Source organism: Streptomyces sp. cg35, assembly GCF_050410835.1.
Lineage (GTDB): Bacteria > Actinomycetota > Actinomycetes > Streptomycetales > Streptomycetaceae > Streptomyces.
This window is the reverse complement of record NZ_CP191268.1, coordinates 3863722-3887238: the sequence shown is the minus strand read 5'-3', so window position 1 is coordinate 3887238 and position 23517 is coordinate 3863722. Positions and strand designations below refer to the sequence as shown.

General features: G+C 72.2%; 20 protein-coding genes. 11 read left to right on the top strand and 9 right to left on the bottom strand.

The features are described 5' to 3' along the window. Positions 1-12: 12 nt before the first annotated feature. The gene (locus ACQUQD_RS17590) at positions 13-1287 is read right to left on the bottom strand and encodes an ABC transporter substrate-binding protein (protein ID WP_428953040.1); all 1275 of its coding nucleotides are present in this window, start codon (positions 1285-1287) and stop codon (positions 13-15) included. Between the two features lie 61 nt (positions 1288-1348). Here ACQUQD_RS17590 and ACQUQD_RS17585 point away from each other — a divergent pair, with 61 nt between their 5' ends. The 6 genes from ACQUQD_RS17585 (at position 1349) to ACQUQD_RS17560 (ending at position 7304) form a co-directional block, all read left to right on the top strand. Continuing rightward, a complete protein-coding gene (locus ACQUQD_RS17585) occupies positions 1349-2029 on the top strand; it encodes a TetR family transcriptional regulator (protein ID WP_428953039.1) in 681 nt (226 codons plus the stop codon). A 35-nt stretch (positions 2030-2064) separates the two neighbouring features. After that, positions 2065-2829, top strand: a complete 765-nt coding sequence (locus ACQUQD_RS17580; protein WP_428953038.1) for a glucose 1-dehydrogenase — start codon at positions 2065-2067, stop codon at positions 2827-2829. A 238-nt stretch (positions 2830-3067) separates the two neighbouring features. Beyond that, complete coding sequence (locus tag ACQUQD_RS17575) at positions 3068-3829, top strand: DeoR/GlpR family DNA-binding transcription regulator (protein ID WP_428953037.1); 762 nt, start codon at positions 3068-3070, stop codon at positions 3827-3829. 38 nt (positions 3830-3867) lie between these two features. Continuing rightward, complete coding sequence (gene pfkB, locus ACQUQD_RS17570) at positions 3868-4824, top strand: 1-phosphofructokinase (protein ID WP_428957589.1); 957 nt, start codon at positions 3868-3870, stop codon at positions 4822-4824. Positions 4825-4954: 130 nt separating this feature from the next. Then, positions 4955-6973 carry a PTS fructose transporter subunit IIABC gene (locus tag ACQUQD_RS17565; protein WP_428953036.1) on the top strand — a complete coding sequence of 673 codons (2019 nt, stop codon included), beginning with the start codon at positions 4955-4957 and terminating at the stop codon, positions 6971-6973. Positions 6974-7058: 85 nt separating this feature from the next. Further along, positions 7059-7304, top strand: a complete 246-nt coding sequence (locus ACQUQD_RS17560) for a hypothetical protein (RefSeq protein ID WP_428953035.1) — start codon at positions 7059-7061, stop codon at positions 7302-7304. Positions 7305-7388: 84 nt separating this feature from the next. Here the strand turns inward: ACQUQD_RS17560 and ACQUQD_RS17555 are convergent, their stop codons facing one another. From ACQUQD_RS17555 to ACQUQD_RS17535, 5 genes are all read right to left on the bottom strand, one after another. Further along, positions 7389-8180: a DUF6227 family protein gene (locus ACQUQD_RS17555; RefSeq protein ID WP_428953034.1), complete on the bottom strand. Its 792-nt coding sequence runs from the start codon at positions 8178-8180 to the stop codon at positions 7389-7391. A 169-nt stretch (positions 8181-8349) separates the two neighbouring features. Further along, positions 8350-9534, bottom strand: a complete 1185-nt coding sequence (locus tag ACQUQD_RS17550) for a L,D-transpeptidase (RefSeq protein ID WP_428953033.1) — start codon at positions 9532-9534, stop codon at positions 8350-8352. 114 nt (positions 9535-9648) lie between these two features. Then, positions 9649-10710: a P1 family peptidase gene (locus ACQUQD_RS17545; protein ID WP_428953032.1), complete on the bottom strand. Its 1062-nt coding sequence runs from the start codon at positions 10708-10710 to the stop codon at positions 9649-9651. Between the two features lie 66 nt (positions 10711-10776). Continuing rightward, positions 10777-12015 carry a low temperature requirement protein A gene (locus ACQUQD_RS17540; RefSeq protein WP_428953031.1) on the bottom strand — a complete coding sequence of 413 codons (1239 nt, stop codon included), beginning with the start codon at positions 12013-12015 and terminating at the stop codon, positions 10777-10779. A gap of 17 nt (positions 12016-12032) precedes the next feature. Continuing rightward, positions 12033-12770, bottom strand: coding sequence for a sirohydrochlorin chelatase (locus tag ACQUQD_RS17535; RefSeq protein ID WP_428953030.1), 738 nt, complete (start codon positions 12768-12770; stop codon positions 12033-12035). A 490-nt stretch (positions 12771-13260) separates the two neighbouring features. Between ACQUQD_RS17535 and nirB the strand changes: the two genes are divergently transcribed. The 5 genes from nirB to ACQUQD_RS17510 all read left to right on the top strand — a co-directional run bounded on the left by nirB (position 13261) and on the right by ACQUQD_RS17510 (position 21295). After that, positions 13261-16011: a nitrite reductase large subunit NirB gene (nirB, locus tag ACQUQD_RS17530; protein ID WP_428953029.1), complete on the top strand. Its 2751-nt coding sequence runs from the start codon at positions 13261-13263 to the stop codon at positions 16009-16011. A 135-nt stretch (positions 16012-16146) separates the two neighbouring features. Beyond that, positions 16147-17580 (top strand): NarK family nitrate/nitrite MFS transporter, encoded by a 1434-nt coding sequence (locus tag ACQUQD_RS17525; protein WP_428953028.1) that lies wholly within the window; start codon positions 16147-16149, stop codon positions 17578-17580. A gap of 270 nt (positions 17581-17850) precedes the next feature. After that, positions 17851-20121, top strand: coding sequence for a formate C-acetyltransferase (gene pflB / locus ACQUQD_RS17520; RefSeq protein ID WP_428953027.1), 2271 nt, complete (start codon positions 17851-17853; stop codon positions 20119-20121). A 141-nt stretch (positions 20122-20262) separates the two neighbouring features. After that, complete coding sequence (gene pflA / locus ACQUQD_RS17515; RefSeq protein ID WP_428953026.1) at positions 20263-21066, top strand: pyruvate formate-lyase-activating protein; 804 nt, start codon at positions 20263-20265, stop codon at positions 21064-21066. A gap of 46 nt (positions 21067-21112) precedes the next feature. Then, on the top strand, positions 21113-21295 hold the full coding sequence (locus tag ACQUQD_RS17510) for a hypothetical protein (protein ID WP_428953025.1): 183 nt from the start codon (positions 21113-21115) through the stop codon (positions 21293-21295). A gap of 7 nt (positions 21296-21302) precedes the next feature. On the opposite strand, the gene mscL is transcribed toward ACQUQD_RS17510, so the two are convergent. The 3 genes from mscL to ACQUQD_RS17495 form a co-directional block, all read right to left on the bottom strand. Next, positions 21303-21761 carry a large conductance mechanosensitive channel protein MscL gene (gene mscL, locus ACQUQD_RS17505; RefSeq protein ID WP_428953024.1) on the bottom strand — a complete coding sequence of 153 codons (459 nt, stop codon included), beginning with the start codon at positions 21759-21761 and terminating at the stop codon, positions 21303-21305. Positions 21762-21878: 117 nt separating this feature from the next. Then, on the bottom strand, positions 21879-22451 hold the full coding sequence (locus tag ACQUQD_RS17500) for an RcpC/CpaB family pilus assembly protein (protein ID WP_428953023.1): 573 nt from the start codon (positions 22449-22451) through the stop codon (positions 21879-21881). Positions 22452-22610: 159 nt separating this feature from the next. Further along, positions 22611-23465, bottom strand: coding sequence for an S-methyl-5'-thioadenosine phosphorylase (locus tag ACQUQD_RS17495; RefSeq protein ID WP_428953022.1), 855 nt, complete (start codon positions 23463-23465; stop codon positions 22611-22613). Positions 23466-23517: the final 52 nt, after the last annotated feature.

Here is a 23517-nt window from a genome sequence, read left to right as displayed (position 1 = left end):
CGGCTTCGGGCTTCAGGCGCTGGACCGGCCCACCTGGTCCAGCGCCTCCAGCACGTCCGCGGGGCGCCCGCCCCGCAGCACGGCCCGGCCGACGCGCTCCCGTACGGCGGACCGCACCGTGGGCCAGGACCGCAGCCCCACCGGATGGAACTCCGCGTCCGGCATCTGGTCGACGAACGCCCACAGCGCCCGCTGCGAGCGGTCCGACCGCAGCTGGTCCGAGCCCGAGGCGGTCACCGGCAGCGTGGTCTGCCCGGTGCCGTAGGTCCCGGCCGAAGCGCGGCTGTACAGGAACGTCAGGAAGGTGCCCGCCTGCTCGGCGTGGCCGCCCTTCTCGAACGCCATCATCCAGTCGTTGAGCCCGACCGGCGGCGCCGCGTCCCCGTCCCTCTTGGGGAAGGGCGCGTGGGCGTACGACAGCCGCGCCTTGTCCGCGGCGCCGAGCAGCACCGGGTGGGCGACGAGCATGCCGACCCGGCCCGCGAGGAAGTCGGCGTAGGCCCGGGTCCTGGTCAGCCGCGACGGGTCGGCGCCCGCGAGCCCGGGGGTGACGAGCTCGTCGCGCAGCCAGGTCAGCGTCGCCTCGTTCTCGGCGGACGCGAAGTCGTAGCCGCCGATCTCCGAGTAGCCGCCACCGCCCGCGAGCAGCCAGGCGAGCAGCTCGTCCTCCGCGGCCTCCGGGCCCAGCTGCAGCGCGTACGGCGTGGGGACGCCGACGGCCTTCAACGCCTTCGCCGCGGAACGGAGTTCGGCCCAGGAGCCGGGCGGGCCGGTGAGCCCGGCGCGCTGGAACAGCGCCTTGTTGTAGAAGAGGCGCGGGGTGCTGGCGAGGATCGGGATGCCGTACTGGACGGAGTCGACCCGGCCGGCGTCGGCGAACGACGGGATGAAGTCCGCCTGGGTCGGTATGTCGAAGAGCTGCTCGACCCGGTAGAGCTCGCCCTCCTCGGCGTACGGCGCGAAGACGTTGCCCTGGGCGATGTCGGGGGCGCGGCCGTCCTTGACGCGTCGGGCGAGAGTGGCGTCGATCTTGAGGAACGGGACGCGCTCCACCGCGACGCGGATGTCCGGGTGCTTCTTCTCGAAGGCCTTGACGACGTCGTCCCACTGGTCGCCGATCGAGGCGCCGACGCTCTTGTCGTAGCTCGCGACCAGCAGATCGAGCGTGACCCGGCCGCTCCCGCCCGAGCCGCAGCCGCTCGCCGCCAGGGCCGCCGCCCCGGTCAGGCCCGCTGTCTGAAGAAGAAATCGCCGCCGCCGCACGCGTTCGCCCCGCTCACTGGTCATCGGTTGGGCATGATCGTTTCTCGCGGTGGCAGATTGTGCCACATGGGCATATGGTGACTTCATGGCAGGTGGAGCAGATGCGGGCGCGACGACGCTGACCGAGCGGCGCAAGGCCGCCACACGACTGGACATCGCCCGGACCGCGGCCCGGCTCTTCACGGAGGACGGCCTGCGGGCCACCCGCGCCGAGGACATCGCCCGGGCCGCGGGCGTCGCGCCGCGCACCTTCTACCGCTACTTCGCGACCAAGGAGGACGCCGTCGCGCCGCTCTTCGCCGCGGGGGCGCAGCAGTGGGCGGAGGCCGTGCGCGAGGCGCCCGCGGCGCTGTCGGCTCCGCAGGCGCTGCGGTACGCGGCCGAGCGGGCGCTCACCGCGGACGACCCGGCGAACGCGGCGTCCCTGGAATGGGTCCGCGCCCTGCTCCGGCTGACCGGGGAGTCCCCGGCGCTGCGGGCGGTCTGGGCCGACACGTGCCGGGTCTCCGAGGCGACGCTGCTCACGATCCTCGCGGCGCGGGCCGGGATCGACGCGCAGGGCGCTCCGCTCGGGCTGCGGCTCGCGGCGGGCGTGGCGTCCACCGCGGTGCGGGTGGCCGTGGAGACCTGGGCCGATGCGGACGGCCCGGCCTCCGGGGAGAGCGGGCCCGCGGCGCTGGCGCTGGAGTGCCTGACGCTGGCGAGCCTGCCCGACGACGCGGAACGTCGCCCCGGACCGCGCTCCTCGATCGCCGCAGGGGCTTGAAACGTGCCCCTGACCCCAATGAAGTGGAGCCCCAGATGAACAACCTCACCGGCAAGAGCGTCGTCGTCACCGGCGGAGCCCGAGGGATCGGCGCCGAGGTGGCCCGGCGCGTCACGGCCGCCGGAGGCAGCGTCGTCATCGGCGACGTACTGGACGACGACGGTGCGGCGCTCGCCGCCGAGCTCGGGGAGCAGGCCAGGTACGTCCACCTCGACGTCACCTCGGAGGAGGAGTGGCAGGCGGCCGTCGCGTACGCCGTCGCCGAGTTCGGCCGGGTCGACGGCCTGGTCAACAACGCCGGTGTCTCCACGGGCATGCCCCTGGAGACGGAGAGCGTCGAGCGCTTCCGCAAGGTCATCGACATCAACCTCGTCGGCGTCTTCGCGGGCATGAAGACCGTCATCCCCGCGATGAAGGCGGCCGGCGGCGGCTCCATCGTCAACATCTCCTCCGCGGCCGGCCTGATGGGCCTCGCGCTCACGTCGTCGTACGGCGCCTCGAAGTGGGCCGTGCGCGGCCTGACCAAGATCGCCGCGGTGGAGCAGGGCACGGCGCGGATCCGGGTGAACTCCGTGCACCCCGGCATGACGTACACCCCGATGACCGCCCAGGTCGGGATCCAGCAGGGCGAGGGCAACTACCCGAACACCCCGATGGGCCGCGTCGGCGAGGCCGACGAGATCGGATCCGCCGTGGTGTTCCTGCTGTCCGACGACTCCTCGTACGTGACCGGCGCCGAGCTGGCCGTCGACGGCGGCTGGACCACCGGTCCCACCGTGAAGTACGTGATGGGCCAGTAGCCCGGTGACCTGGTGGCCCAGTAGCCCAGTAGCCGGTGCGTCGGTCCGCCGAAGGTCCGTGCGGGGCCCGGCCCTCCTCCCGGAGGGTCGGGCCCTTCGGCATTTCCGGGCCAGGACCAATGTCTGTTTGTGTCCGTCGCGTGCCCGAACCTGTTTACTTTCCGGAAATCCGGTCGTAGCCTCAAGCTGAAGTCACAGATTCGGGCACACTCGACGATGAGGGCACAGGTAAACGGGCATGTACGCACCCGAGCGTCAGCAGGAGATCCTCCGCCTCGCCCGCGACGGCGGCCGGGTCGACGTGCTGTCGCTGGCCGAGGAGTTCAAGGTCACCGCCGAGACCATCCGGCGCGACCTGAAGGCGCTCGACCGGGCCGGTCTCGTCCGGCGGGTGCACGGCGGCGCCATCCCGGCCGGGCGGCTCGACTTCGAGCCCGACCTCGCCGAGCGCGAGGGCACCGCGGCCGACGAGAAGGACCGCATCGCGCACGCCGCGCTCGCCGAGCTGCCGGCCGAGGGCAGCGTCGTCCTGGACGCCGGTTCGACCGTGGCCCGGCTCGCGGCCGCGCTGCCGCTGGAGTCCGCACTCACCGTCGTCACCCACTCGTTGCCCACCGCGGCCCGGCTCGCCGACCACCCCGGCGTCCAGCTCCACCTGATCGGCGGCCGGGTCCGGCACCGCACCCGCGCCGCCGTCGACGCCTGGGCGCTGCGCGCCTACGGCGAGATCCGCGCGGACGTCGTCTTCCTCGCGGCCAACGGATTCTCCGCCGAGGCCGGCCTGACCACCCCCGACCTCGCCGAGGCCGCCGTGAAGCGCGCCGCCGTCGCCGCGGCCCGCCGGGTCGTGCTGCTCGCCGACTCCGGCAAGCACGGCCAGGAGCACTTCGCCCGGTTCGGCGACCTCTCCGACGTCGACCTGCTCATCACCGACAGCGGCCTCGCCCCCGAGGCCGCCGCGGCGATCGAGGCGGGCGGCACGGAGGTGATCCGCGCATGACCATCACCACCCTGAGTACGGAAGCGGCGATACGCGGCATGATCCTCACCGTCACCCCCAACCCCTCCCTCGACCGCACCTACGAGGTCCCCGACCTCGACCGCGGTGAGGTCGTGCGCGCCACCGGCGAGCGCATGGACCCGGGCGGCAAGGGCGTCAACGTCTCGCGGGCGGTCGCCGCCGCCGGTGCCCCCACCCTGGCCGTGCTGCCGCTCGGCGGCGCCCCCGGCGCCCTGGTCGCCGAACTCCTGGACGGCCAGGGCATCGAGGTCGCCCCGGTCCCCGTCGCGGGCCAGACCCGCTCGAACATCGCGCTCGCCGAGCCGGACGGCACGCTCACCAAGATCAACGCCCCGGGTCCCGAACTCTCCGCGCAGGAAGCCGAGTCACTGCTCCGCGCCGTCGGTGAGCAGGCGCGGCGGGACGGGGTCGCCGACTGGATCGCCTGCTGCGGCAGCCTCCCGCGCGGCCTCGCGCCCTCCTGGTACGCCGAGTTGGTGGCCCGCGCGCACGCCGCGGGCGCCCGTATCGCGCTCGACACCTCCGGGCCCGCACTCCTCGCGGCCCTGCGCGAGCGCCCCGACGTCGTGAAGCCGAACGCCGAGGAGCTCGCCGAGGCCGTCGGCCGCCCGCTCGCCACGATCGGCGACGCGGTGAAGGCCGCCGAGGAACTGCGGGAGCTGGGCGCGGCGGCCGTCCTCGCCTCGCTCGGCGCGGACGGCCAGATCCTGGTCGACGCCACGGGCGCCTGGTTCGCGAGCGCCCCCGTCGACGCGGTGCGCAGCAACGTGGGCGCCGGTGACTCCTCCCTCGCCGGTTTCCTGATCGCCGGCGGCGAGGGCCCGAAGGCGCTGGCGTCGGCGGTGGCGCACGGCGCCGCGGCCGTCCAGCTGCCCGGCAGCGCGATGCCGACACCGGCGGACCTGAAGCCCGACGCGGTGACGCTGACGGCGCAGGTCCCGACGGACCGCGTCCTCACGGAGCCGGTGACGTGAACATGAGTGCCCTCAGAGGCGCGGGACCGTGTCCCTGTGCGGCTGCGCCGCGAGGCGCGACCAGAGACAACGAACCCGCACCCGCCAGCGAATCAACCGACACGCAGATGCGTAGGCAAAGGAGCCCGCGATGACCGCCGAGATGATCACCGCGGATCTGGTCGACCTCGACCTGTCCGCCGAAACCAAAGAGGCGGCGGCCCGCTCGCTGGCCGCACGCATGGTCGCGCAGGGCCGGGTGACCGACCTGGACGGCTTCCTGGCGGACGTCGCGGCGAGGGAGGCCCAGATGCCGACCGGCCTCGACGGCGGCATCGGCATCCCGCACTGCCGCAGCGCCCACGTCACCGAGCCCACCCTCGCGTTCGGCCGCGCGGCACAGGGCATCGACTTCGGTGCGCCGGACGGCCCCGCCGACCTGATCTTCCTGATCGCGGCACCGGCCGGCGCGGACGACGCCCACCTCACGATCCTCTCCTCGCTCGCCCGCCAGCTGATGGACGAGGACTTCAAGGCGGCGCTGCGCGCGGCGACCGACGCCGAGCGGACGGCGGCGCTGATCCGCGGCGACGACCCGGCCCCCGACCCCGTACCGGCCGAAGAAGCCCCGGCCGCGGAGCCGGAGCAGCCCGCGACCGGCGACACCTTCAAGATCGTCGCTGTCACCTCCTGCCCCACCGGCATCGCCCACACCTACATGGCGGCCGAGTCCCTGGAGAACACGGCCCGCGACACCGACGGCGTCGAACTCGTCGTCGAGACGCAGGGGTCCGCGGGCTTCACCCGCCTCGCGCCGGACGTGATCGCCGCCGCCGACGCGGTGATCTTCGCCCACGACGTCCCGGTCCGCGAGAAGGACCGCTTCGCCGGAAAGCCCACGGTCGACGTCGGCGTGAAGGCCGGCATCAACCGCCCCGCCGAGCTCATCGCGGAAGTGCGGGAGAAGGCGGCCCGGGGCGAGACGACCGCCTCCGGCGCGGCCGCGTCGTCCACACCTGTGGACAACTCCGGTGACTCCGAGGACGGTTACGGGACGAAGCTCCGCAAGTGGCTGATGTCGGGCGTCAGTTACATGGTGCCGTTCGTCGCCGCCGGCGGCCTGCTCATCGCGCTCGGTTTCGCCGTCGGCGGCTACGAGGTCGCGAACGTCAAGGTCGAGACCCTGCTCAACAGCTTCGACTGGGGCTCCTCGACCAGCTGGGCCGCGCTGCTCTTCTACACCGGCCAGGCGGCGTTCGCCTTCCTCGTCCCGGTGCTCGCCGGCTACATCGCGTACGGCATGGCGGACCGGCCGGGCCTGGTGCCGGGCTTCGTCGGCGGCTCGATCGCGCTGACCGTCAACGCGGGCTTCCTCGGCGGCCTCGCCGCCGGTCTCATCGCGGGCGGCGTCGTCATGGCGATCCAGAAGGTGAACGTCCCGGCCGTGCTGCGCGGCATCATGCCGGTCGTCGTGATCCCGCTGCTGTCCTCGATAGCCGTCGGCTTCCTGATGTTCGTGGTGATCGGCAAGCCGATCGCCTCCCTGCAGAGCGCCCTGACGGACTGGCTCAACTCCCTCTCCGGCGCCAACGCGCTCGTCCTCGGCGTGATCCTCGGCCTGATGATGTGCTTCGACCTGGGCGGCCCGCTCAACAAGGTCGCCTACGCCTTCGCGGTCGGCGGCCTCGCCAACCCCACCGACGGTTCGCTCAAGGTCATGGCCGCCGTGATGGCCGCCGGCATGGTGCCGCCGCTCGCCATGGCCCTGGCCACCACCGTGCGCGGCCGTCTCTTCACCAGGGCCGAGCGGGAGAACGGCAAGGCGGCCTGGGTGCTCGGCGCCTCCTTCATCACCGAGGGCGCCATCCCGTTCGCCGCGGCCGACCCGCTGCGCGTCATCCCCGCCTCCATGGCGGGCGGCGCGGTCACCGGCGCCCTGTCGATGGCCTTCGGCTGCACCCTGCGGGCCCCGCACGGCGGCATCTTCGTGGTCCCGCTGATCGGCAACGCGCTGCTCTACCTGGTCGCGATCCTCGCCGGGGTCTGCGTCTCGGCCGCCCTGGTCGTCGTCCTGAAGGGGCTGCGCAAGACGGCACCGGAGAAGGCGGCCGACGCCCCCGGCGACGAGGCCCCCGCCGTCACGACGGCGAAGGTCCCGGCCGCCGTCTGAGCCGGTAAGAGCCAGAACTGTCCTATCTGCGAGATGCGTCACGGTCCGGGACCAAAGTCCCGGACCGTGGTGTTCACTGGGACGCATGCCTGAGCACGTGTCGATCCTTCAGCAGATAGGCCTGGCGATCCTCGCGGTCGCCACGGTGGCCTGGGTGGTCGGTCTGGTCCGACTGGTGCGCGTCGTCGCCTTCGCCCCGCCCGAGCCGCGGACCCTGCCCTTGGGCGCCCTCCCGGGCCAGTCCCAGGCGCCCGCCGTGGAGTCGGTCCCGCTGACGGCCGACGAACAGGACGCGTTCGCCGGGCTGGTGCGCCAGTTCAGCCGACGCTGAAGCCCGGCGCCCAGCAGTCCTTCGCAGTCCTTCGCAGTCCTTCGCAGTACTTCTCGTGCTCCGCAGTCCTTCGCGGTACGCGCCTCAGGCGCGCGTCCGGCGCGTCGCCGCCCGGTGCTCGATCGCCGCACGCGCCGCCTCCTGCGTGAGATACACCTCGCACATGTGCCGACCGTCCGGCGTCGCCGTGTGCTCGACCTCCCAGAGACTGACCTCGTCCCCGTCACGCAGCAGGAACGCGTGCTCGTACAGCGCGAATCCCTGGCTGACGCGGCGGCCGAACGCCTGCGTGATCTGGTGCGCGCACGCCTCCCGCAGCAGCCGGGCCGTGCCCGGCCCCGGACGGGTCGCCGCGTCCGGGTTCTCCGCGCGGCGCAGCAGCCGGCGCGCGTGGTCCACGGAACTGTCCGGGTCGGCCGGACCGAAGCGGTGCCGCTCCGGCGGGACCGCCGGGAGCTGCACGGGGGCGACGGGAGCCTGCAGATCGAAGTCCGGGGTGGCCTCCGGGGGCAGCGGCAGGCGCCCGGTCGCCAGGTGCAGCTCTTCCTCGGTGACGTAGACCTCGTGCTCCGCGGCGCCGTCCCGGCCGGTGTTGTGGACCAGCTCCCACAAAGTGAGCGGGTTGCCGTCGACGAGCAGCCAGGTGTGCCGGTACGTCTCACGGTGCCGGCCCGCGCTGTGGTGGGCCGAGTGCAGGGAGCTGGCGTACGCGAGCGCGCTGTCGACCAGCTGCAGGGTCTCGTCGGGCAGTTCGAAGGAGTTGAGCGCGCGGCCCAGGAGACGGGCCAGGTGCTCGTCGGGCGACGTGTGGGCCATGGACGACGTGCACGGTGCGGACGACGCGGCGTCGAATTCGTAGTCGTGCGGAACGCTCAAGGCACCTCCCGGCATTGCTGCATGTCACCTTGTGGGTGCATACCGTAGCCCCTAGGTCGGACATCATGTCCGTGAAATCGCAAACGGGGAACCGGATTTGGGAAACCACCTGCACAACGCGTGAGCCGCACGGGAGGTTCCCGTGCGGCTCACGTCGTGGAAGGCGAGGTCAGGCGGCGCTGCCCGCCGTCCACTGGCTCCAGCTCATGTTCCAGCCATTGAGGCCGTTGTCCGGCGCGATCGTCCTGTCGTGCGAGTTCTTCATGATCACGACGTCGCCGACGAGCGAGTGGTCGTAGAACCACTTGGCGATCGTGTCGCCGCCCGCGCCCTTGACGTCACGCATGCCCACGCAGCCGTGGCTGGTGCCCTGGGCGCCGAAGATGCCCGGCGAGCTCCAGTAGTTGCCGTGGATGAACGTCCCGGACTGCGACAGGCGCATCGCGTGCGGCACGTCCGCGATGTCGTACTCGCCGCCGAAGCCGACCGTCGAGCCGTTCATCCGCGTCTGGACGAACTTCTCGGAGATCACCATCTGGCCGTTGTAGGTCGGGTGCTGGGCGCTGCCGGTGGAGACCGGGACGGTCTTGACCGTCTGCCCGTCGCGCACCACCGTCATCTTCTGCGTGTTCGCGTCGACCGTGGAGACCTGCTTGCGGCCGACGGTGAAGGTGACCGTCTTGTTCTGCACGCCGTGGACGCCGTCCGCGCCCTCGACACCGTCCAGGGCGATCTTCATCGTGACCTTGGAGCCGGCCTTCCAGTACTCCTGCGGCCGGAAGTCCAGGCGCTGCCCGCCGAACCAGTGGCCCACGACCTGCTGGCCGCTGCTGGAGGTGACCGTGATGTGCGACTGCACGGCCTTCTTGTCGGTGATCGCCTTGTCGAACGTGAACGACACCGGCATGCCCACGCCGACCGTCGTGCCGTTGTCCGGCGTGTACGTGCCGATGAAGCTGTGCGCGCTGGAGACCGTCGTGAAGATCGAGTTGGCGGCGGCCGTGTGCCCGTCCCCGTCCTTGGCGGTCGCGGAGAGGCGGTACTTGGTGCCGCGCTCCAGCTGCCCCTTCGGCTTCCAGGTCGCGCCGTTCGCCGAGATGGTGCCCGGGACCTGGTCGCCGGACGCGGACTCGGTCATCTTCACGTCGGTGAGGCGGCCGTCGCGGACCGTGACGCCGGTCGCGTTGATGGAGGCGCCGGTGGAGCCGTCCTTGGCGGAGATCGTGATCCGCGGGGCGTCCTTGGCGCCGTCGCCGTTCTTGTTCTCGGCGTTCGCGCTGCCGCTGCAGGCCGTGAGGGTGAGCGCGCCGAGGGCGAGAGTGGCGCAGGTGACGGCTATGTTCTGCCTTCTCACGGTCTGCTCCTTCTGGGGTGTTGCAGGTATTTCCTCCGGTACGTGGTGAGAGCGCGAGAGGCCCGGCGGGGTTCCGCCGGGCCGGTGTGAGCGCAGCCACAGCGGGCTGTTCCGCTACGACGCCGCTGGTGACGTGCCCGTCCCGTACAGGTCTCCGTAGGAGAAGTACGACCCGCCGGAACCGGAACCCGACACCGACCCGGCCGCCCGTACGGCCCGCACGATCGCCCGCGTCACCAGGTCCGCACCCGCCGCGAGGATCTCGTTGAGCGCCAGCGGGTTCGCCGCGTCCAGCGCCCGGGCCCCGGTGGCGAGGGCGAAGACCGTGTCGCCGTCGTTGAGCAGATGCACCGGGCGCACGGCGCGCGCGATGCCGTCGTGCGCGGTGCCCGCGACCTTCTGCGCCTGGGCGCGGCTGAGCTCGGCGTCGGTGGCGACGACGGCCAGCGTGGTGTTGAGCGGCGCCGGACCGTTCGCCGCCGCCGCGTCCGCGATCCGCCGGCCCGCCGCCTCGTGCACCTCGGGGGCCGGATACGTCACCGGGCCGCGCCCCGTGAAGAACTCCCCGTACAGCGCCCCGGTCGCCGGGTCCAGCGCCGAACCCGCCGCGTTGGCGACGACGAGCGCGCTCACCGTGATCCCCGAGCCGAGCACGGTGGACGCGGTGCCGATGCCGCCGCGCACGCTGCCGACGAGCGCGCCGGTGCCCGCCCCCACATTGCCCTCCGGCACGGGCGCGCCGAGGTCCGTCGCCGCGGCCGCCTCCACCGCGGCGCGGCCCGTGGCGGCGTCGGGACGGGCCTGCCAGTCGCCGCCCCGGCCGAGGTCGAAGACGCAGGCCGCGGGCACCACCGGGACGACCCGCCCGGGCCCGGCCACCGGGACCCCGCGGCCCTGCTCCTCCAGCCAGGCCATCACGCCGGACGCCGAGTCGAGCCCGTACGCGCTGCCGCCGGTCAGCACGATCGCCTCGATGCGCTGCACCAGATTGCGCGGGTCGAGCGCGTCGGTCTCCCGGGTGCCGGGGCCGCCGCCCCGCACGTCGACGGCGGTGACCGCGCCGCCCTCGGGGGCGAGCACGACGGTGGTGCCGGTCAGAAAGCCGTCACCGGCGCGGGTGGCGTGGCCGACCCGCAGCCCCGCGACGTCGGTGAGGGCGTCGTTGTACGTCGTCATGTGTCATGCGTACCACGGGAGTTGTCCCGGTCACGCGGGCGTGGGCGCCGGCCGGCGCGAGTGGGTCTACGCGTGCGAGGTGCGGGCCGGCCGCGCGCTCACGGCCGACAGCGTCACCCCGGCCGCCACCGCGAGCGCCGTCACGAGCCCCGCCGCGAGCACCGCCCAGTGCCCGGCGAACGTGCAGCCGAGCACCAGCAACGCGGCCACCGGCAGAGTCAGTTGCTGCGCCACGCCCACCTTGAAGTACCGCGTGTGCAGCGCCCACACCATCAGCAGGAACACCGCCGAGGGGATCGTCACCGCCGCGGCCGCCGCCAGGGTGGACAGGTGCGCCTCGCCGACCGCCTGCTCGACCGCGACCTCGAGGCCCGCGCCGATCGCCGCCGCCGACGCGAAGACGAAGTAGTGGCCGTAACCCCACAGGAACGCCTGCCGGTTGCTGCGCAGCCGGTCGTGGATCGGCACCGCGAAATAGATCCACCACGCCGCGAACACGATGAGCAGCCCGCCCGCCGCGATGGGCAGCAGCTCACCGAGCGCGTCGTTCTCCTCGATGCCGGACTTCACCGCGACCGTCGCCGCCGCGATCGTCTCGCCGAGCACGATGATCGTGAACAGGCCGTACCGCTCGGAGATGTGGTGCGGATGCCAGGACGTCTGCCGGTGCCTCTCCGCGAACACCGGTACGCACATCTCCAGGATCGCCATCGCCAGGAACACCCAGTTCCGTGCCGCCGACGGCGTGAACATCAGGCCCAGCCAGCCGACCTGGCACAGCAGTACCCCGGCCGCGTACCGCAGCGCGACCGTCCGCTCGGCCCCGCTCGTCGACCGCGCCGCGCGCAGCCAGTGCGCCGCCATGGCCAGCCGCATGATCAGGTAGCCGAGCCAGACCACCGTGAACTCGTCGGCGAAGGACCGCGAGACCCCGGCCGCGAGCACCAGCACACCCGCGATCTGGACGAGCGTGACGACCCGGTAGATCACGTCGTCGTTGTCGTACGCCGAGGCGAACCAGGTGAAGTTCATCCAGGCCCACCAGATCGCGAAGAAGACCCGCGCGTAGTCGACCAGACCGCTGCCCGTGTGCCCCTCGGCGACCGCGTGCACCAGCTCCGCGCCGCCCTGCGCCACCGCCACGACGAAACACAGGTCGAAGAACAGCTCCAGCGGCGACGCGACGCGGTGCTCCTCGTGCCGCCCCCGCTCCTTCATGCGGCGCACGGGGGAGCGGTGCGAGGGGGAGTGCGGGTGCGCGGCATCCGGGGCGGGTGCGGCAGGGGTGTCGGGCGTGGGCGTCATGCGCCCAGGACAGCAGATCAGGCGGCGACGCGCGCGAACCGGCGCGCGGCGCGGGACGCGAGCGACGGCTGTCCGTCCGATGCCTCCCGGTATCGGCGTACGACGAGGTCGGCGACGGCCGGATGATCGGCGAGCGGCGCGGTGACCAGCTCGGCGGGGACCGCGCGCAGCGCCTCGCTGAACCGGCCCGGCGCCAGCAGATGCGTCACGACCCCGATCCGCCGGTGCCCCGCTGCCCTGAGCCGGGCCAGCGCCTCGGGCACGGTCGGCTCGGCCGCGGAGCAGTACGCGGTGACCACGGGCGTCCCCGGCCGCCGCTCGGCGAGCCGTCGGGCGGCGAGCAGCGCCCCGCTGTTCCCGCCGGGCCGCGACGAACCGGCGGCCGCGAACACGATCGCGTCCACGCCCGCGCCCGCCTCGGCCGCGCCCAGCCGCCCGTCCAGCGCCGCGTCGATCTCGGGCGCCCCGCTCAGGCTCGACGTCAGGACACACCGGGGCCCGCCGTGCGCGGCGACGACGGCCGGGATGTCGACGGTGCGGTGGAAGCCGTCCCCGAGCAGCAGCGGCACGACGACGGTCCCGGCACGATCCGCCGCCCGAGCCGCCAACACGCTCTTCAGCGAGGGCAGTTGATGGTCCAGGTGGCCGACCGCCGGGCGTACCCCGAGCCGCGTCTCGACCGCGTCGCACAGCCGGCCCACGGTGGCACCGGCGGCGGGCAGCGCACTGCCGTGCACGGCGAGAACGAGAGACATGACGGACGACTCCGATCGGCCTGGCGCTCCAGGGGCCCCAGAAGCTCCCTCAGGGGGCTCTCCAAGAGCTCTCCCCGAGAGGTCGTTCCTCAGGGGGGCGAGCGGGCCCGGACGCGGGGTGGTGTCGCGCACCCCGCGCCCCGGAAGCCGCGTCGCGCGGACTGCGCTGTGGTCGGGGGCAGCCCGCTGACCTCGACGCTACGCCCGCCGCCACCGGCCGCAGTACGCCACAAGCCCCGACCACGCGGGTCGTTGGTCCCGAGAGCGCCGGGCGGTCCGCCGCCCCGAGCCGCGGAGCGGGCCCGGCGGCCGCCGACGCCGGGCCGCCGCCCCCGGAACCCCGACCGCGGAGCCGCGGGGACCAACGCTCCCCGCGCCAGGGCCACAGGTCCCTTCCCCAGGGGCCCAAAGCGGCGCAATGGACGCCGACTTCACGCCTACCGTCGAACACGTCGATCACGCAGACCCCCGCACCCTCGGAGCGCGCCCCATGCCCCACCACTTGGTACTCATAGGCCACGGCATGGTCGGCCACCACCTCCTCCAGCTCCTCGCGGACCGCGGCGCCCTCACGACCTGGCACGTCACCGTCCTCGCCGAGGAGGACCGGCCCGCCTACGACCGCGTCCACCTCTCCTCCGCCTTCACCGGCGCGGACCCCGCCGAACTCGCCCTCTCCACCCCCGAGTTCATCGAACGGCACGGCATCGACCTGCGCCTGGGCGACCCGGCCGAGCACATCGACACCGCCACCCGCACCGTCACCACCACCTCCGGCGCCGCCGTGTCCTACGACGCCCTCGTCCTGGCCACCGGCTCCTACCCCTTCGTCCCGCCCATCGACGGCGCCGACGCCCCCGGCTGCTTCACCTATCGCACCCTGTACGACGTCGAGTCCCTCACCGCGTACGCCTCCCACGACGACAAGCGCACCGGCGTCGTCATCGGCGGCGGACTCCTCGGACTGGAGGCGGCCGGCGCCCTGCGCACCCTCGGCCTGGACACCCACGTCGTCGAGTTCGCCCCGCGCCTGATGCCGCTGCAGGTCGACGAAGGCGGCGCCGCCGCACTGCGCGCCACCATCGAGTCGATGGGCGTGGCCGTGCACACCGGCGTCGGCGCCCGCGCCGTCGAGACCGACGCCGACGGCTTCGCCCGCGCCCTGCACCTCACCGACGACCGCACCCTGGGCGCCGACGTCGTCGTCTTCTCGGCCGGTGTCCGGCCCCGCGACCGCCTCGCCCGCGAGGCCGGCCTCGCCGTGGGCGACCGCGGCGGCGTCGTCGTCGACCGGCACTGCCGCACCACGGACCCGTACATCTACGCGATCGGCGAGTGCGCCCAGACCGCCGACGGCCGGGTCTACGGCCTGGTCGCGCCCGGCTACCAGATGGCCGAGGCCGCCGCCGACGCCCTCGCGGGCACCGGCACCACCACCTTCACCGGCGCCGACACCTCCACCAAACTCAAGCTCCTCGGCGCCGACGTGGCCTCCTTCGGCGACCCGTTCGCCCACGACGGCGAGGGCGGCGACGCGATGGCGGTCGTCTTCTCCGACACCCGCGAGGGCGTCTACAAGAAGCTCGTCCTCGGCCCCGACGGCCGGCTCCTCGGCGGCATCCTGGTCGGCGACGCCGACGCGTACGGGACGCTCAAGCCGCACGCGGGCCGCACGCTCCCGGCCTCCCCGGAGGCGTACATCCTCCCGGCCACCGGCGAGGGGGCCGCCGCCCCCGGGGCCGACGCCCTGCCCGACGACGCCGTCGTGTGCAGCTGCCACAACGTCACCAAGGCCGCCGTCCGGGAGGCCGTCGCCGCCGAAGGGCTCACCGATATCGGCGGCATCAAGCGCTGCACCAAGGCGGGCACGGGCTGCGGCGGCTGCGCGGGCACGCTCCAAGCCGTCCTCGACGCCGAACTCGCCGCCGCCGGGGTCGAGGTCGCGCGCGGCCTGTGCGAACACTTCGCGCTGACCCGCGCCGAGCTCTACGAGACGATCCGCGCCGAACGCCTCACCTCCTACGCCGAGCTGATCGCGGCCCACGGCAGCGGTGCCGCGGGCGCCGCCGACGGCTGCGCCGTCTGCAAGCCGGTCGTCGCCAACATCCTCGGCACCCTCGCCCCCGAACTCGGCCTCACCCACATCCTCCAGGGCGAACAGGCCGCCCTCCAGGACTCCAACGACCTCTTCCTCGCCAACCTCCAGAAGGACGGCACCTACTCCGTCGTCCCACGCGTCCCCGGCGGCGAGATCTCCGCCGAACAGCTCATCGCGATCGGCGAGGTCGCCCGCGACCACGGCCTCTACACGAAGATCACCGGCGGTCAGCGCATCGACCTGTTCGGCGCGAAGAAGGAACAACTGCCCGCCATCTGGCGCCGGTTGATCGCCGTCGGGCTGGAGTCCGGGCAGGCCTACGGCAAGTCGCTGCGCACCGTGAAGTCCTGCGTCGGCTCGAAGTTCTGCCGGTTCGGACAGGGCGACTCCGTGCAGCTCGCCATCGACCTGGAGCTGCGCTACCGCGGACTGCGCACCCCGCACAAGATCAAGGGCGGCGTCTCCGGCTGCCTGCGCGAATGCGCCGAGGCCCGCGGCAAGGACATCGGCGTCATCGCCACCGCCGGCGGCTGGAACCTCTACGTCTGCGGCAACGGCGGCACGAACCCCCGCCACGCCGACCTCCTCGCCACCGACCTGTCCCGGGACGAACTCCTGCGCCTGACCGACCGGTTCCTCATGTACTACGTGCGCACCGGCGAACGCCTGGAGCGCACCGCCCCCTGGTTCGAGCGCATCGGCGGCCTCGACCACCTCACCTCCGTGCTCGTCGACGACTCCCTCGGCCTCTGCGCCGAACTGGAGGCCCAGATGGACCGGCACGTCGCCGCCTACCGCGACGAGTGGCAGGCCGTCCTCGACGACCCGGCCGCGCTCGCCCGCTTCGAGCGCTTCGACGCCGACCCGGCCTTCCTGGAGCCGGGCCGCGGGCGCCCCGCCGTACTGCCCGACGGGACCGGCGCAGCCCTCTTCAAGGACACCGCCGGCACCGTCTACGCCGTCGACGACCGCGACCCGTTCTCCGGCGCCGACGTCATCGCGAACGGGATCATGGGCACCCGCGACGGCGCCCCCGTCGTGGCCTCGCCGATGCACAAGCAGGAGTTCGACCTGCGCACGGGACAGTGCCTGGACGACCCGTCGGTGCGCCTGGCCGTCCACGAGATCCCCGCCACCGGGTGAGCCGGGGGACCTTGGTCGCGCCACGACCCGTGCCTTTGGGGCGGTCGAGGCGCGACCAACGCCTCTGACGCCGCCTTTATCCCGGCGCGAATCTGGAGAGGCAAGGAAAACCCTCCTCACCACCAGGAACACGCCATGAGTCCTGCCGTCCGGGACGCCGCCGTGGTCGACGACGTCACCCGTTCCTACGATCCCCAGCAGTACCGGCCCGGCCGGGCCATCACCGACTGGGAACCCGAGAACGAACTGTTCTGGAAGTCCGTGGGCAAGCGGGTCGCCACCCGCAACCTGTGGATCGCCGTCCCCGCTCTGCTCGTCGCCTTCGTGGTGTGGCAGGTGTGGAGCGTCACCGCCACGAACCTGGCCGACGTCGGCTTCAGCTTCTCCACCTCGCAGCTGTTCTGGCTGACGGCCGTCCCCGGCCTCACCGGCGGCACGGCCCGGATCTTCTACACCTTCCTCGGCCCGCGCATCGGCCAGCGCCGCTTCACCGCGCTGTCCACCCTGGTCCTGGTGGTCCCGCTGATCTGGCTCGGTTTCGCCGTGCAGAACACGGGCACCCCGTACGCCGTGATGGTCGCCATCGCCGCGCTCTGCGGCTTCGGCGGCGCCAACTTCGCCTCCTCCCTCGCCAACATCGGCTTCTTCTTCCCCAAGCGCGAGAAGGGCAACGCCACCGGCATCAACGGCGGCCTCGGCAACCTCGGCGTCTCCGTCGTCCAGCTGCTCACCCCGATCGTCATCACCAGCTCGGTGATCGCCCTCGGCTCCGCCCAGCACAAGGCCGACGGCACCCCCGTCTACCTGCAGAACGCCGCGTTCCTGTGGGTCCCCGTCCTGGTCGTCCTCGCCGTCGTCGCCTGGTTCGGCCAGAACGACCTGAAGGTCGCCTCCACCCCGTTCAAGCAGCAGAAGGTCATCTTCAAGCGCAAGCACAACTGGCTGATGACCTGGCTCTACGTCGGCACCTTCGGCTCCTTCATCGGCTTCGCGGCCGCCCTGCCGATGCTGATCAAGACCACGTGGACCCCCATCGACGCCTCCTACACGGCCGCCACCTACGCCTGGATCGGCCCGGCCGTCGGCGCCCTCGCCCGCTGGGGCGGCGGCTGGCTCGGCGACAAGCTGGGCGGCGCGCGCGTCACGATCATCTCGTTCGTCGGCATGGCCGCCTCGATCATCGGCGTCATCAACTTCATGCCCTCGAACGGTGCGGGCGGCTCCTTCTGGGGCTTCCTCGTCTGCTTCTACCTGGCCTTCTTCTTCAGCGGCATCGGCAACGGCTCCACGTTCCGCCAGATCCCCGTGATCTTCCGCGGGCAGCACCTGAAGGGCCTGACCGAGGGCACGCCCGAGTACACGAAGGCGCTGAAGCAGTCGGAGATGGAGTCCGGCGCCGTCACCGGCTTCACCTCGGCGATCGCCGCGTACGGCTTCTTCTTCATCCCCGCGATGTTCGCCAACTTCGCGGTGACCAGCGCCCTGTGGTGCTTCGTGGGCTTCTACGCCACGTGCGTCGTCGTCTGCTGGTGGTTCTACGCCCGCAAGGGCGCCGAGTCCCCGAGCTGATTCCCGGCCCGGGACGTCCCGGGCCCCCCTCCCGCGCGACCTGTACCACGGGAATTCGACGAAATTCTTGTGAATGCGTTCACAAGCGAACTTGGGTCGAAAGTCCCGAAGGAAACCCCAGGTCAGAGCGGCAAACCCGGTCGGTTTCGGTCCGCAACAAGGCCCATTGGTCCCGAACTCGGGACCAATGCGGCCCCCCGGACCGGCCCGCCGGGAGTCCAATGAATACGTAGCAACCAACCGGTCGAAGAGATGGGGAAGGTGTCGGCGATGACTGCCACTCCCGCGGAAAAGACGACGCACGGCGAGGCCTGGGACGGCTTCAAGGGGGGCCTGTGGCGGGACGCCATCGACGTCCGCGACTTCGTCCAGCAGAACTACACCCCCTACGAGGGCGACGGCGCCTTCCTCGCCGGCCCGACCGAGCGCACCACCGCCGTGTGGGACAAGCTCCTCTCGATGTTCCCGACGGAGATCGAGCGCGGCATCTACGACGTCGACGCGAAGACCCCGTCCCGCATCGACGCCTTCAAGCCCGGCTACATCGACGGCGACGCCAAGGACCACCAGGACCTCATCGTCGGCCTCCAGACCGACGGCGCCCTCAAGCGCGCGATCATGCCGAACGGCGGCTGGCGGATGGTCGAGGGCGCCCTCAACGCCTACGGCTACGAGGCCGACCCCGAGGTCCGCGAGATCTACACCCACCTCCGCAAGACCCACAACGAGGGCGTCTTCGACGCCTACACCCCCGAGATCCGCGCCTGCCGCTCCTCCGGCATCATCACCGGCCTGCCCGACGCCTACGGCCGCGGCCGCATCATCGGCGACTACCGCCGCGTCGCCCTCTACGGCGTCGACCGGCTCATCGCCGCCAAGCAGGCCGACAAGGACAAGCTCGCCGCCGAATGGCCCACCGAGCACGTGATCCGCGACCGCGAGGAGATCTCCGAGCAGATCAAGGCGCTGAACGAGCTCAAGTCGATGGCCATGGCCTACGGCTACGACCTCTCCGGCCCGGCCACCACCGGCCGCGAAGCCGTCCAGTGGCTGTACTTCGCCTACCTCGCCGCCGTGAAGGAGCAGAACGGCGCGGCCATGTCGATCGGCCGCATCGACAACTTCCTCGACATCTACCTCCAGCGGGACATCGAGGCCGGCCTCATCACCGAGGAGCAGGCCCAGGAGTTCATCGACGACTTCGTCATCAAGCTCCGCATCGTCCGCTTCCTGCGCACCCCCGAGTACAACGACCTCTACTCCGGCGACCCCACCTGGGTCACCTGGTCGATGGCCGGCATCGGCGAGGACGGTCGCCCGCTCGTCTCCCGCACCACCTTCCGCGCCCTGCAGACCCTCTACAACCTCGGCCCGGCCCCCGAGCCGAACCTGACGGTCTTCTGGTCGCGCGACCTCCCCAAGGGCTTCAAGGACTTCGCCTCCCAGGTCGCCATCGACACCTCGGCCCTCCAGTTCGAGTCCGACGACCTGATGCGCCCCAAGTACGGCGACGACACCGCCATCGCCTGCTGCGTCTCCGCGATGGCCGTGGGCAAGCAGATGCAGTTCTTCGGCGCCCGCGTCAACGTCGCCAAGGCACTCCTGTACGCGATCAACGGCGGCCGCGACGAGAAGACCGGCAAGCGCGTCGTCGAGGGCTTCGAGCCCGTCGAGGGCGACGTCCTCGACTACGAGACCGTCGCCCGGCAGTACGACGGGATGCTCGACTGGCTGGCCAGGACGTACGTGCACGCCCTCAACGTCATCCACTACATGCACGACAAGTACGCCTACGAGCGCATCGAGATGGCCCTGCACGACCAGGAGATCCTGCGCACCATGGCGTGCGGCATCGCGGGCCTCTCGGTCGCCGCGGACTCCCTCTCGGCGATCAAGCACGCCAAGGTCAAGGTGATCCGCGACGAGACCGGCCTCGCCGTCGACTACGAGATCGAGGGCGACTACCCGGCCTACGGCAACAACGACGACCGGGCCGACGACATCGCCAAGTCCATCGTCCACGGCTTCATGGAGAAGGTCCGCAAGCACCCGACGTACCGCGACGCGGTCCACACCCAGTCCGTGCTGACCATCACCTCGAACGTCGTCTACGGCAAGAAGACCGGCAACACCCCGGACGGCCGCCGCGCCGGCACCCCGTTCGCCCCCGGCGCCAACCCGATGAACGGGCGCGACGAGCACGGGTACATCGCCTCCGCCCTGTCGGTCGCCAAGCTGCCCTACGACGACGCCGAGGACGGCATCTCGCTGACCAATACGATCACCCCGGACGCCCTGGGCCGCACCCCCGAGGAGCGGATCGGCAACCTCTCCGGCGTGCTCGACGGCTTCACGGCCAGCAACGGCTTCCACATGAACGTCAACGTCCTCGACAAGGCGACCCTCGAGGACGCCATGGACCACCCGGAGAACTACCCGCAGCTGACCATCCGGGTCTCCGGATACGCGGTGAACTTCGTCCGCCTGACGCGCGAGCAGCAGTTGGACGTCATCAACCGCACCTTCCACGGCTCGCTGTGAGCCCCCGCTGAACCGCGGCCCCGGGGCCGGGCCCTCACCCCGGCCCCGGGCACCGCGAACTCCCCGTCCAGACCCCGTAGTCCGCGTAATCCGCGTAATCCGCGTAATCCGCGTAATCCGTGTAGTTCGAGGAGCCCTGCCATGACCGTGCTGCTCACCCAGAACCTGAGCGCGAACGACGCCGCCACCCCGGCCGCCGCCGCGACGCACCGCCCCACCGAGGGCTCCGTGCACTCCTGGGACCTGTCGACCGGCGTCGACGGGCCGGGCACACGCTTCGTGACGTTCCTCTCCGGCTGCCCGCTCACCTGCCTGTACTGCCACAACCCCGACACCTGGCGGATGCGCAACGGCAAGCGGACCTCGGCCGACGCGATCGTCGCGGAGGCCGCCAAGTACACCCGGTTCATCGAGGCCGCCGGCGGCGGCGCCACCATCAGCGGCGGCGAACCGCTCCTCCAGCCCGTCTTCGCCGGTGAACTCCTGCACCGCCTCAAGCACGAACTGGGCCTGCACACCGCCCTGGACACCTCGGGATTCCTCGGCGTGCGCGCCACCGACGCCCTGCTGCGCGACGTCGACCTGGTCCTGCTCGACATCAAGTCCTGGGACCGCGCCACCTACAAGAAGGTCACCGGGCGCCCGCTGCAGCCCACCCTCGACTTCGCGCACCGCCTCGCCGACCTCGGCAAGAACGTCTGGGTGCGCTTCGTGCTCGTCCCCGGCCTGACCGACGACCCCGCCAACATCGAGGGCGTCGCCGCCTTCGCCGGATCCCTGGGCAACGTCTCCCGGGTCGACGTGCTGCCCTTCCACAAGCTCGGCGAGGCGAAGTGGGAGACGCTCGGCAAGCCCTTCACGCTGCACGACACGCCCGCGCCCGCCCCCGAGCAGGTCGCCGCCGCCAAGTCGATCTTCGAGGCCCACGGCCTCACCGCGGTCTGAGCCGCGCTCCGGTCCAGGGCCCGCCCCCGCGACGTACCCTGGAGTCATGAGTACCGCCCCCGACCCCGAGCCGCGCGACCCGAAGGCCGCGCTGATCTTCGACGATCCGCTGACGGCGCAGTCCGCCGACGACACGGACCGCGGGTGGGGCGAGCGGCCGGCGGCCGGCGACAACAGCGCCGCCGACCTGGCCCGCTTCCTCGACGAGAAGCCGCCCCACCACCTGTGAAGCGCCGCTAGGGCTCGCTGTGCCCCGAGCCGCGCTGCGCCACGAGCGCGTCGCGGATCTCCTTGAGGACCTCCAGCTCGGAGACCTCGATGGTCTCCTGCACGCCTTCCTTCTCGGCGTCCCGCGCGGCCTTGCGCGCGAGGTACTTCGCCATCGGCATGACCATCAGGAAGTACACGACGGCCGCCGTGATGACGAAGCTCAGGACGGCGCTGAGCACCGAGCCCCACATGATCTGGATGCCCTGATCGCCCGTGCACGGGGCCTTCAGGCAGGACGTGTAGCCATCGAGGTCCTTGGTGCCGAAGGCGCCGACCAGCGGGTTGATGACCCCCTTCACGACCGCGTTCACGATGTTGGTGAACGCGGCGCCGATGACCACCGCGACCGCAAGGTCGATCACATTGCCGCGCATGAGGAAGGACTTGAAGCCCTCCCACACACCCGGTTCGTTCTTCTCGCTCACCAGAAGGCCTCTTTTCACGCGTGCAGATTGCGGAGCAAACGACTTCGCAACTTACGACAGCGTGGGTCAGACCTGTCCAATTCGGTAACTCGATCGAGGGACTTGACGAGACGTACGTCACCACAGAGTCACCGCCAGCCGCGAAGTGGCTCCGACGCCCGCGAGCCGTGCGGCCGTACCGCGCGCCACCGACAGCACCACCAACGACCCGCCCGCCGCCGCGGTTTCGCCCGGCTGCCCGGACGGTGTCTCCTCCTCCGGCACGGACGTCACCCGCGCCCCGGACGCGAGGACCCGCACCCCGGGCCGGCCGTCCGCCCGCGCCGCCACCACGTCCACCCGGTCGCCGGGCCGCAACAGCCGCACCGCCCCCGCGTCCGCGATCCGGACCGGCGCCGACACCGTCACGGCGGGCCCGCGCGCCCGCGCGCCTGGCGGCGCCTCGGCCTCCGTCTCCGCCCGCTCGGGCCCGCGGCCCGTGCCGGACGAGGGCACCGCGGCCGTCAGCGCCGCCGCGGCCAGGGCGAGGCCCGCCGCCACGACGGGGCCGCGCCGGTGCCGCCCCGCACGCCCGGGCCGCCATCGCGCGCCGCGTACGCGCACGGGAGGGAAGGAGGGCACCTCGGACGTCGGGGGAGTGCTGAGCTGGGCCGGGGAAGTCGTCCGGGCCGGGGGAAGGGTCGAGGACACGGTCGTCACCGCCTGCGGGTCGCGTCGGAACGGACGGGCACCGCGCCCGTCTCGCCGACCACGATCCGCCTCCCCGCCGGATCCCGCTGAGCCCCGTGCACTACCGCCGGGTTGTGGACAACTCCCTCACCCGGACGGGTAGTTATGTCAGGGGTGTGGTCACGGCAGCCGGATCCCCGGGTCCATCCCGCCGAGCGCGCCCGCGCACAGACAGTCCCGCTCGCCGCTCGTCGGCAGCCCCGCGACCGCGTCGAACAGCACGGTCCGCAGCCGGTCCACATTCGCCGCGAACACCTTGAGCACCTCGTCGTGCGAGACGCCCTCACCGCTCTCGGCGCCCGCGTCGAGGTCCGTGACGAGGGTCAACGACGTGTAGCAGAGCTCCAGTTCACGGGCGAGCATCGCCTCGGGGTGCCCGGTCATGCCCACCACCGACCAGCCCATCGCGGCGTGCCAGCGCGATTCGGCGCGGGTCGAGAAGCGCGGGCCCTCGACCACGACGAGCGTCCCGCCGTCGACCGGCTCCCAGTCCTTGCCCTGCGCGGCCTTCACGGCGACCTTGCGGCCCACCGGGCAGTACGGGTCGGCGGGGGAGACGTGCACGACGTTCGGCACGGTGCCGTCCGGCAGCGGCAGCCCGTCGAAGTAGGTCTGCGCCCGGGACTTCGTACGGTCCACGAACTGGTCCGGGACCAGCAGCGTCCCCGGCCCGTACTCCGGCCGGAGCCCGCCCACCGCGCACGGCCCGAGGACCTGGCGCACCCCCACCGAGCGCAGCGCCCACAGATTGGCGCGGTAATTGATGCGGTGCGGCGGCAGATGGTGGCCGCGGCCGTGCCGGGGCAGGAAGGCGACCCGGCGGCCGGCGACCTCGCCGAGGAAGAGCGAGTCGCTCGGGGGCCCGTAGGGGGTGTCCACCTGGACCTCGGTCACGTCGTCCAGGAAGGAGTAGAAGCCGGAGCCGCCGATCACGCCGATCTCGGCGTCGGCCTGTGTGTTCGTGTTGGTCGCCATGGTCAGCACAGTAGCCAAGGCGGCCGACGCCAAAGACCCTGCCGTCGGGGAC

What these genes read in the sequence shown, in the direction of transcription:
- ACQUQD_RS17590 (WP_428953040.1), bottom strand. Translation starts at nt 1,287, where the DNA reads ATGACCAGTGAGCGGGGCGAACGCGTGCGGCGGCGGCGATTTCTTCTT.
- ACQUQD_RS17585 (WP_428953039.1), top strand. Translation starts at nt 1,349, where the DNA reads ATGGCAGGTGGAGCAGATGCGGGCGCGACGACGCTGACCGAGCGGCGC.
- ACQUQD_RS17580 (WP_428953038.1), top strand. Translation starts at nt 2,065, where the DNA reads ATGAACAACCTCACCGGCAAGAGCGTCGTCGTCACCGGCGGAGCCCGA.
- ACQUQD_RS17575 (WP_428953037.1), top strand. Translation starts at nt 3,068, where the DNA reads ATGTACGCACCCGAGCGTCAGCAGGAGATCCTCCGCCTCGCCCGCGAC.
- pfkB (WP_428957589.1), top strand. Translation starts at nt 3,868, where the DNA reads ATGATCCTCACCGTCACCCCCAACCCCTCCCTCGACCGCACCTACGAG.
- ACQUQD_RS17565 (WP_428953036.1), top strand. Translation starts at nt 4,955, where the DNA reads ATGACCGCCGAGATGATCACCGCGGATCTGGTCGACCTCGACCTGTCC.
- ACQUQD_RS17560 (WP_428953035.1), top strand. Translation starts at nt 7,059, where the DNA reads ATGCCTGAGCACGTGTCGATCCTTCAGCAGATAGGCCTGGCGATCCTC.
- ACQUQD_RS17545 (WP_428953032.1), bottom strand. Translation starts at nt 10,710, where the DNA reads ATGACGACGTACAACGACGCCCTCACCGACGTCGCGGGGCTGCGGGTC.
- ACQUQD_RS17540 (WP_428953031.1), bottom strand. Translation starts at nt 12,015, where the DNA reads ATGACGCCCACGCCCGACACCCCTGCCGCACCCGCCCCGGATGCCGCG.
- ACQUQD_RS17535 (WP_428953030.1), bottom strand. Translation starts at nt 12,770, where the DNA reads ATGTCTCTCGTTCTCGCCGTGCACGGCAGTGCGCTGCCCGCCGCCGGT.
- nirB (WP_428953029.1), top strand. Translation starts at nt 13,261, where the DNA reads ATGCCCCACCACTTGGTACTCATAGGCCACGGCATGGTCGGCCACCAC.
- ACQUQD_RS17525 (WP_428953028.1), top strand. Translation starts at nt 16,147, where the DNA reads ATGAGTCCTGCCGTCCGGGACGCCGCCGTGGTCGACGACGTCACCCGT.
- pflB (WP_428953027.1), top strand. Translation starts at nt 17,851, where the DNA reads ATGACTGCCACTCCCGCGGAAAAGACGACGCACGGCGAGGCCTGGGAC.
- pflA (WP_428953026.1), top strand. Translation starts at nt 20,263, where the DNA reads ATGACCGTGCTGCTCACCCAGAACCTGAGCGCGAACGACGCCGCCACC.
- ACQUQD_RS17510 (WP_428953025.1), top strand. Translation starts at nt 21,113, where the DNA reads ATGAGTACCGCCCCCGACCCCGAGCCGCGCGACCCGAAGGCCGCGCTG.
- ACQUQD_RS17495 (WP_428953022.1), bottom strand. Translation starts at nt 23,465, where the DNA reads ATGGCGACCAACACGAACACACAGGCCGACGCCGAGATCGGCGTGATC.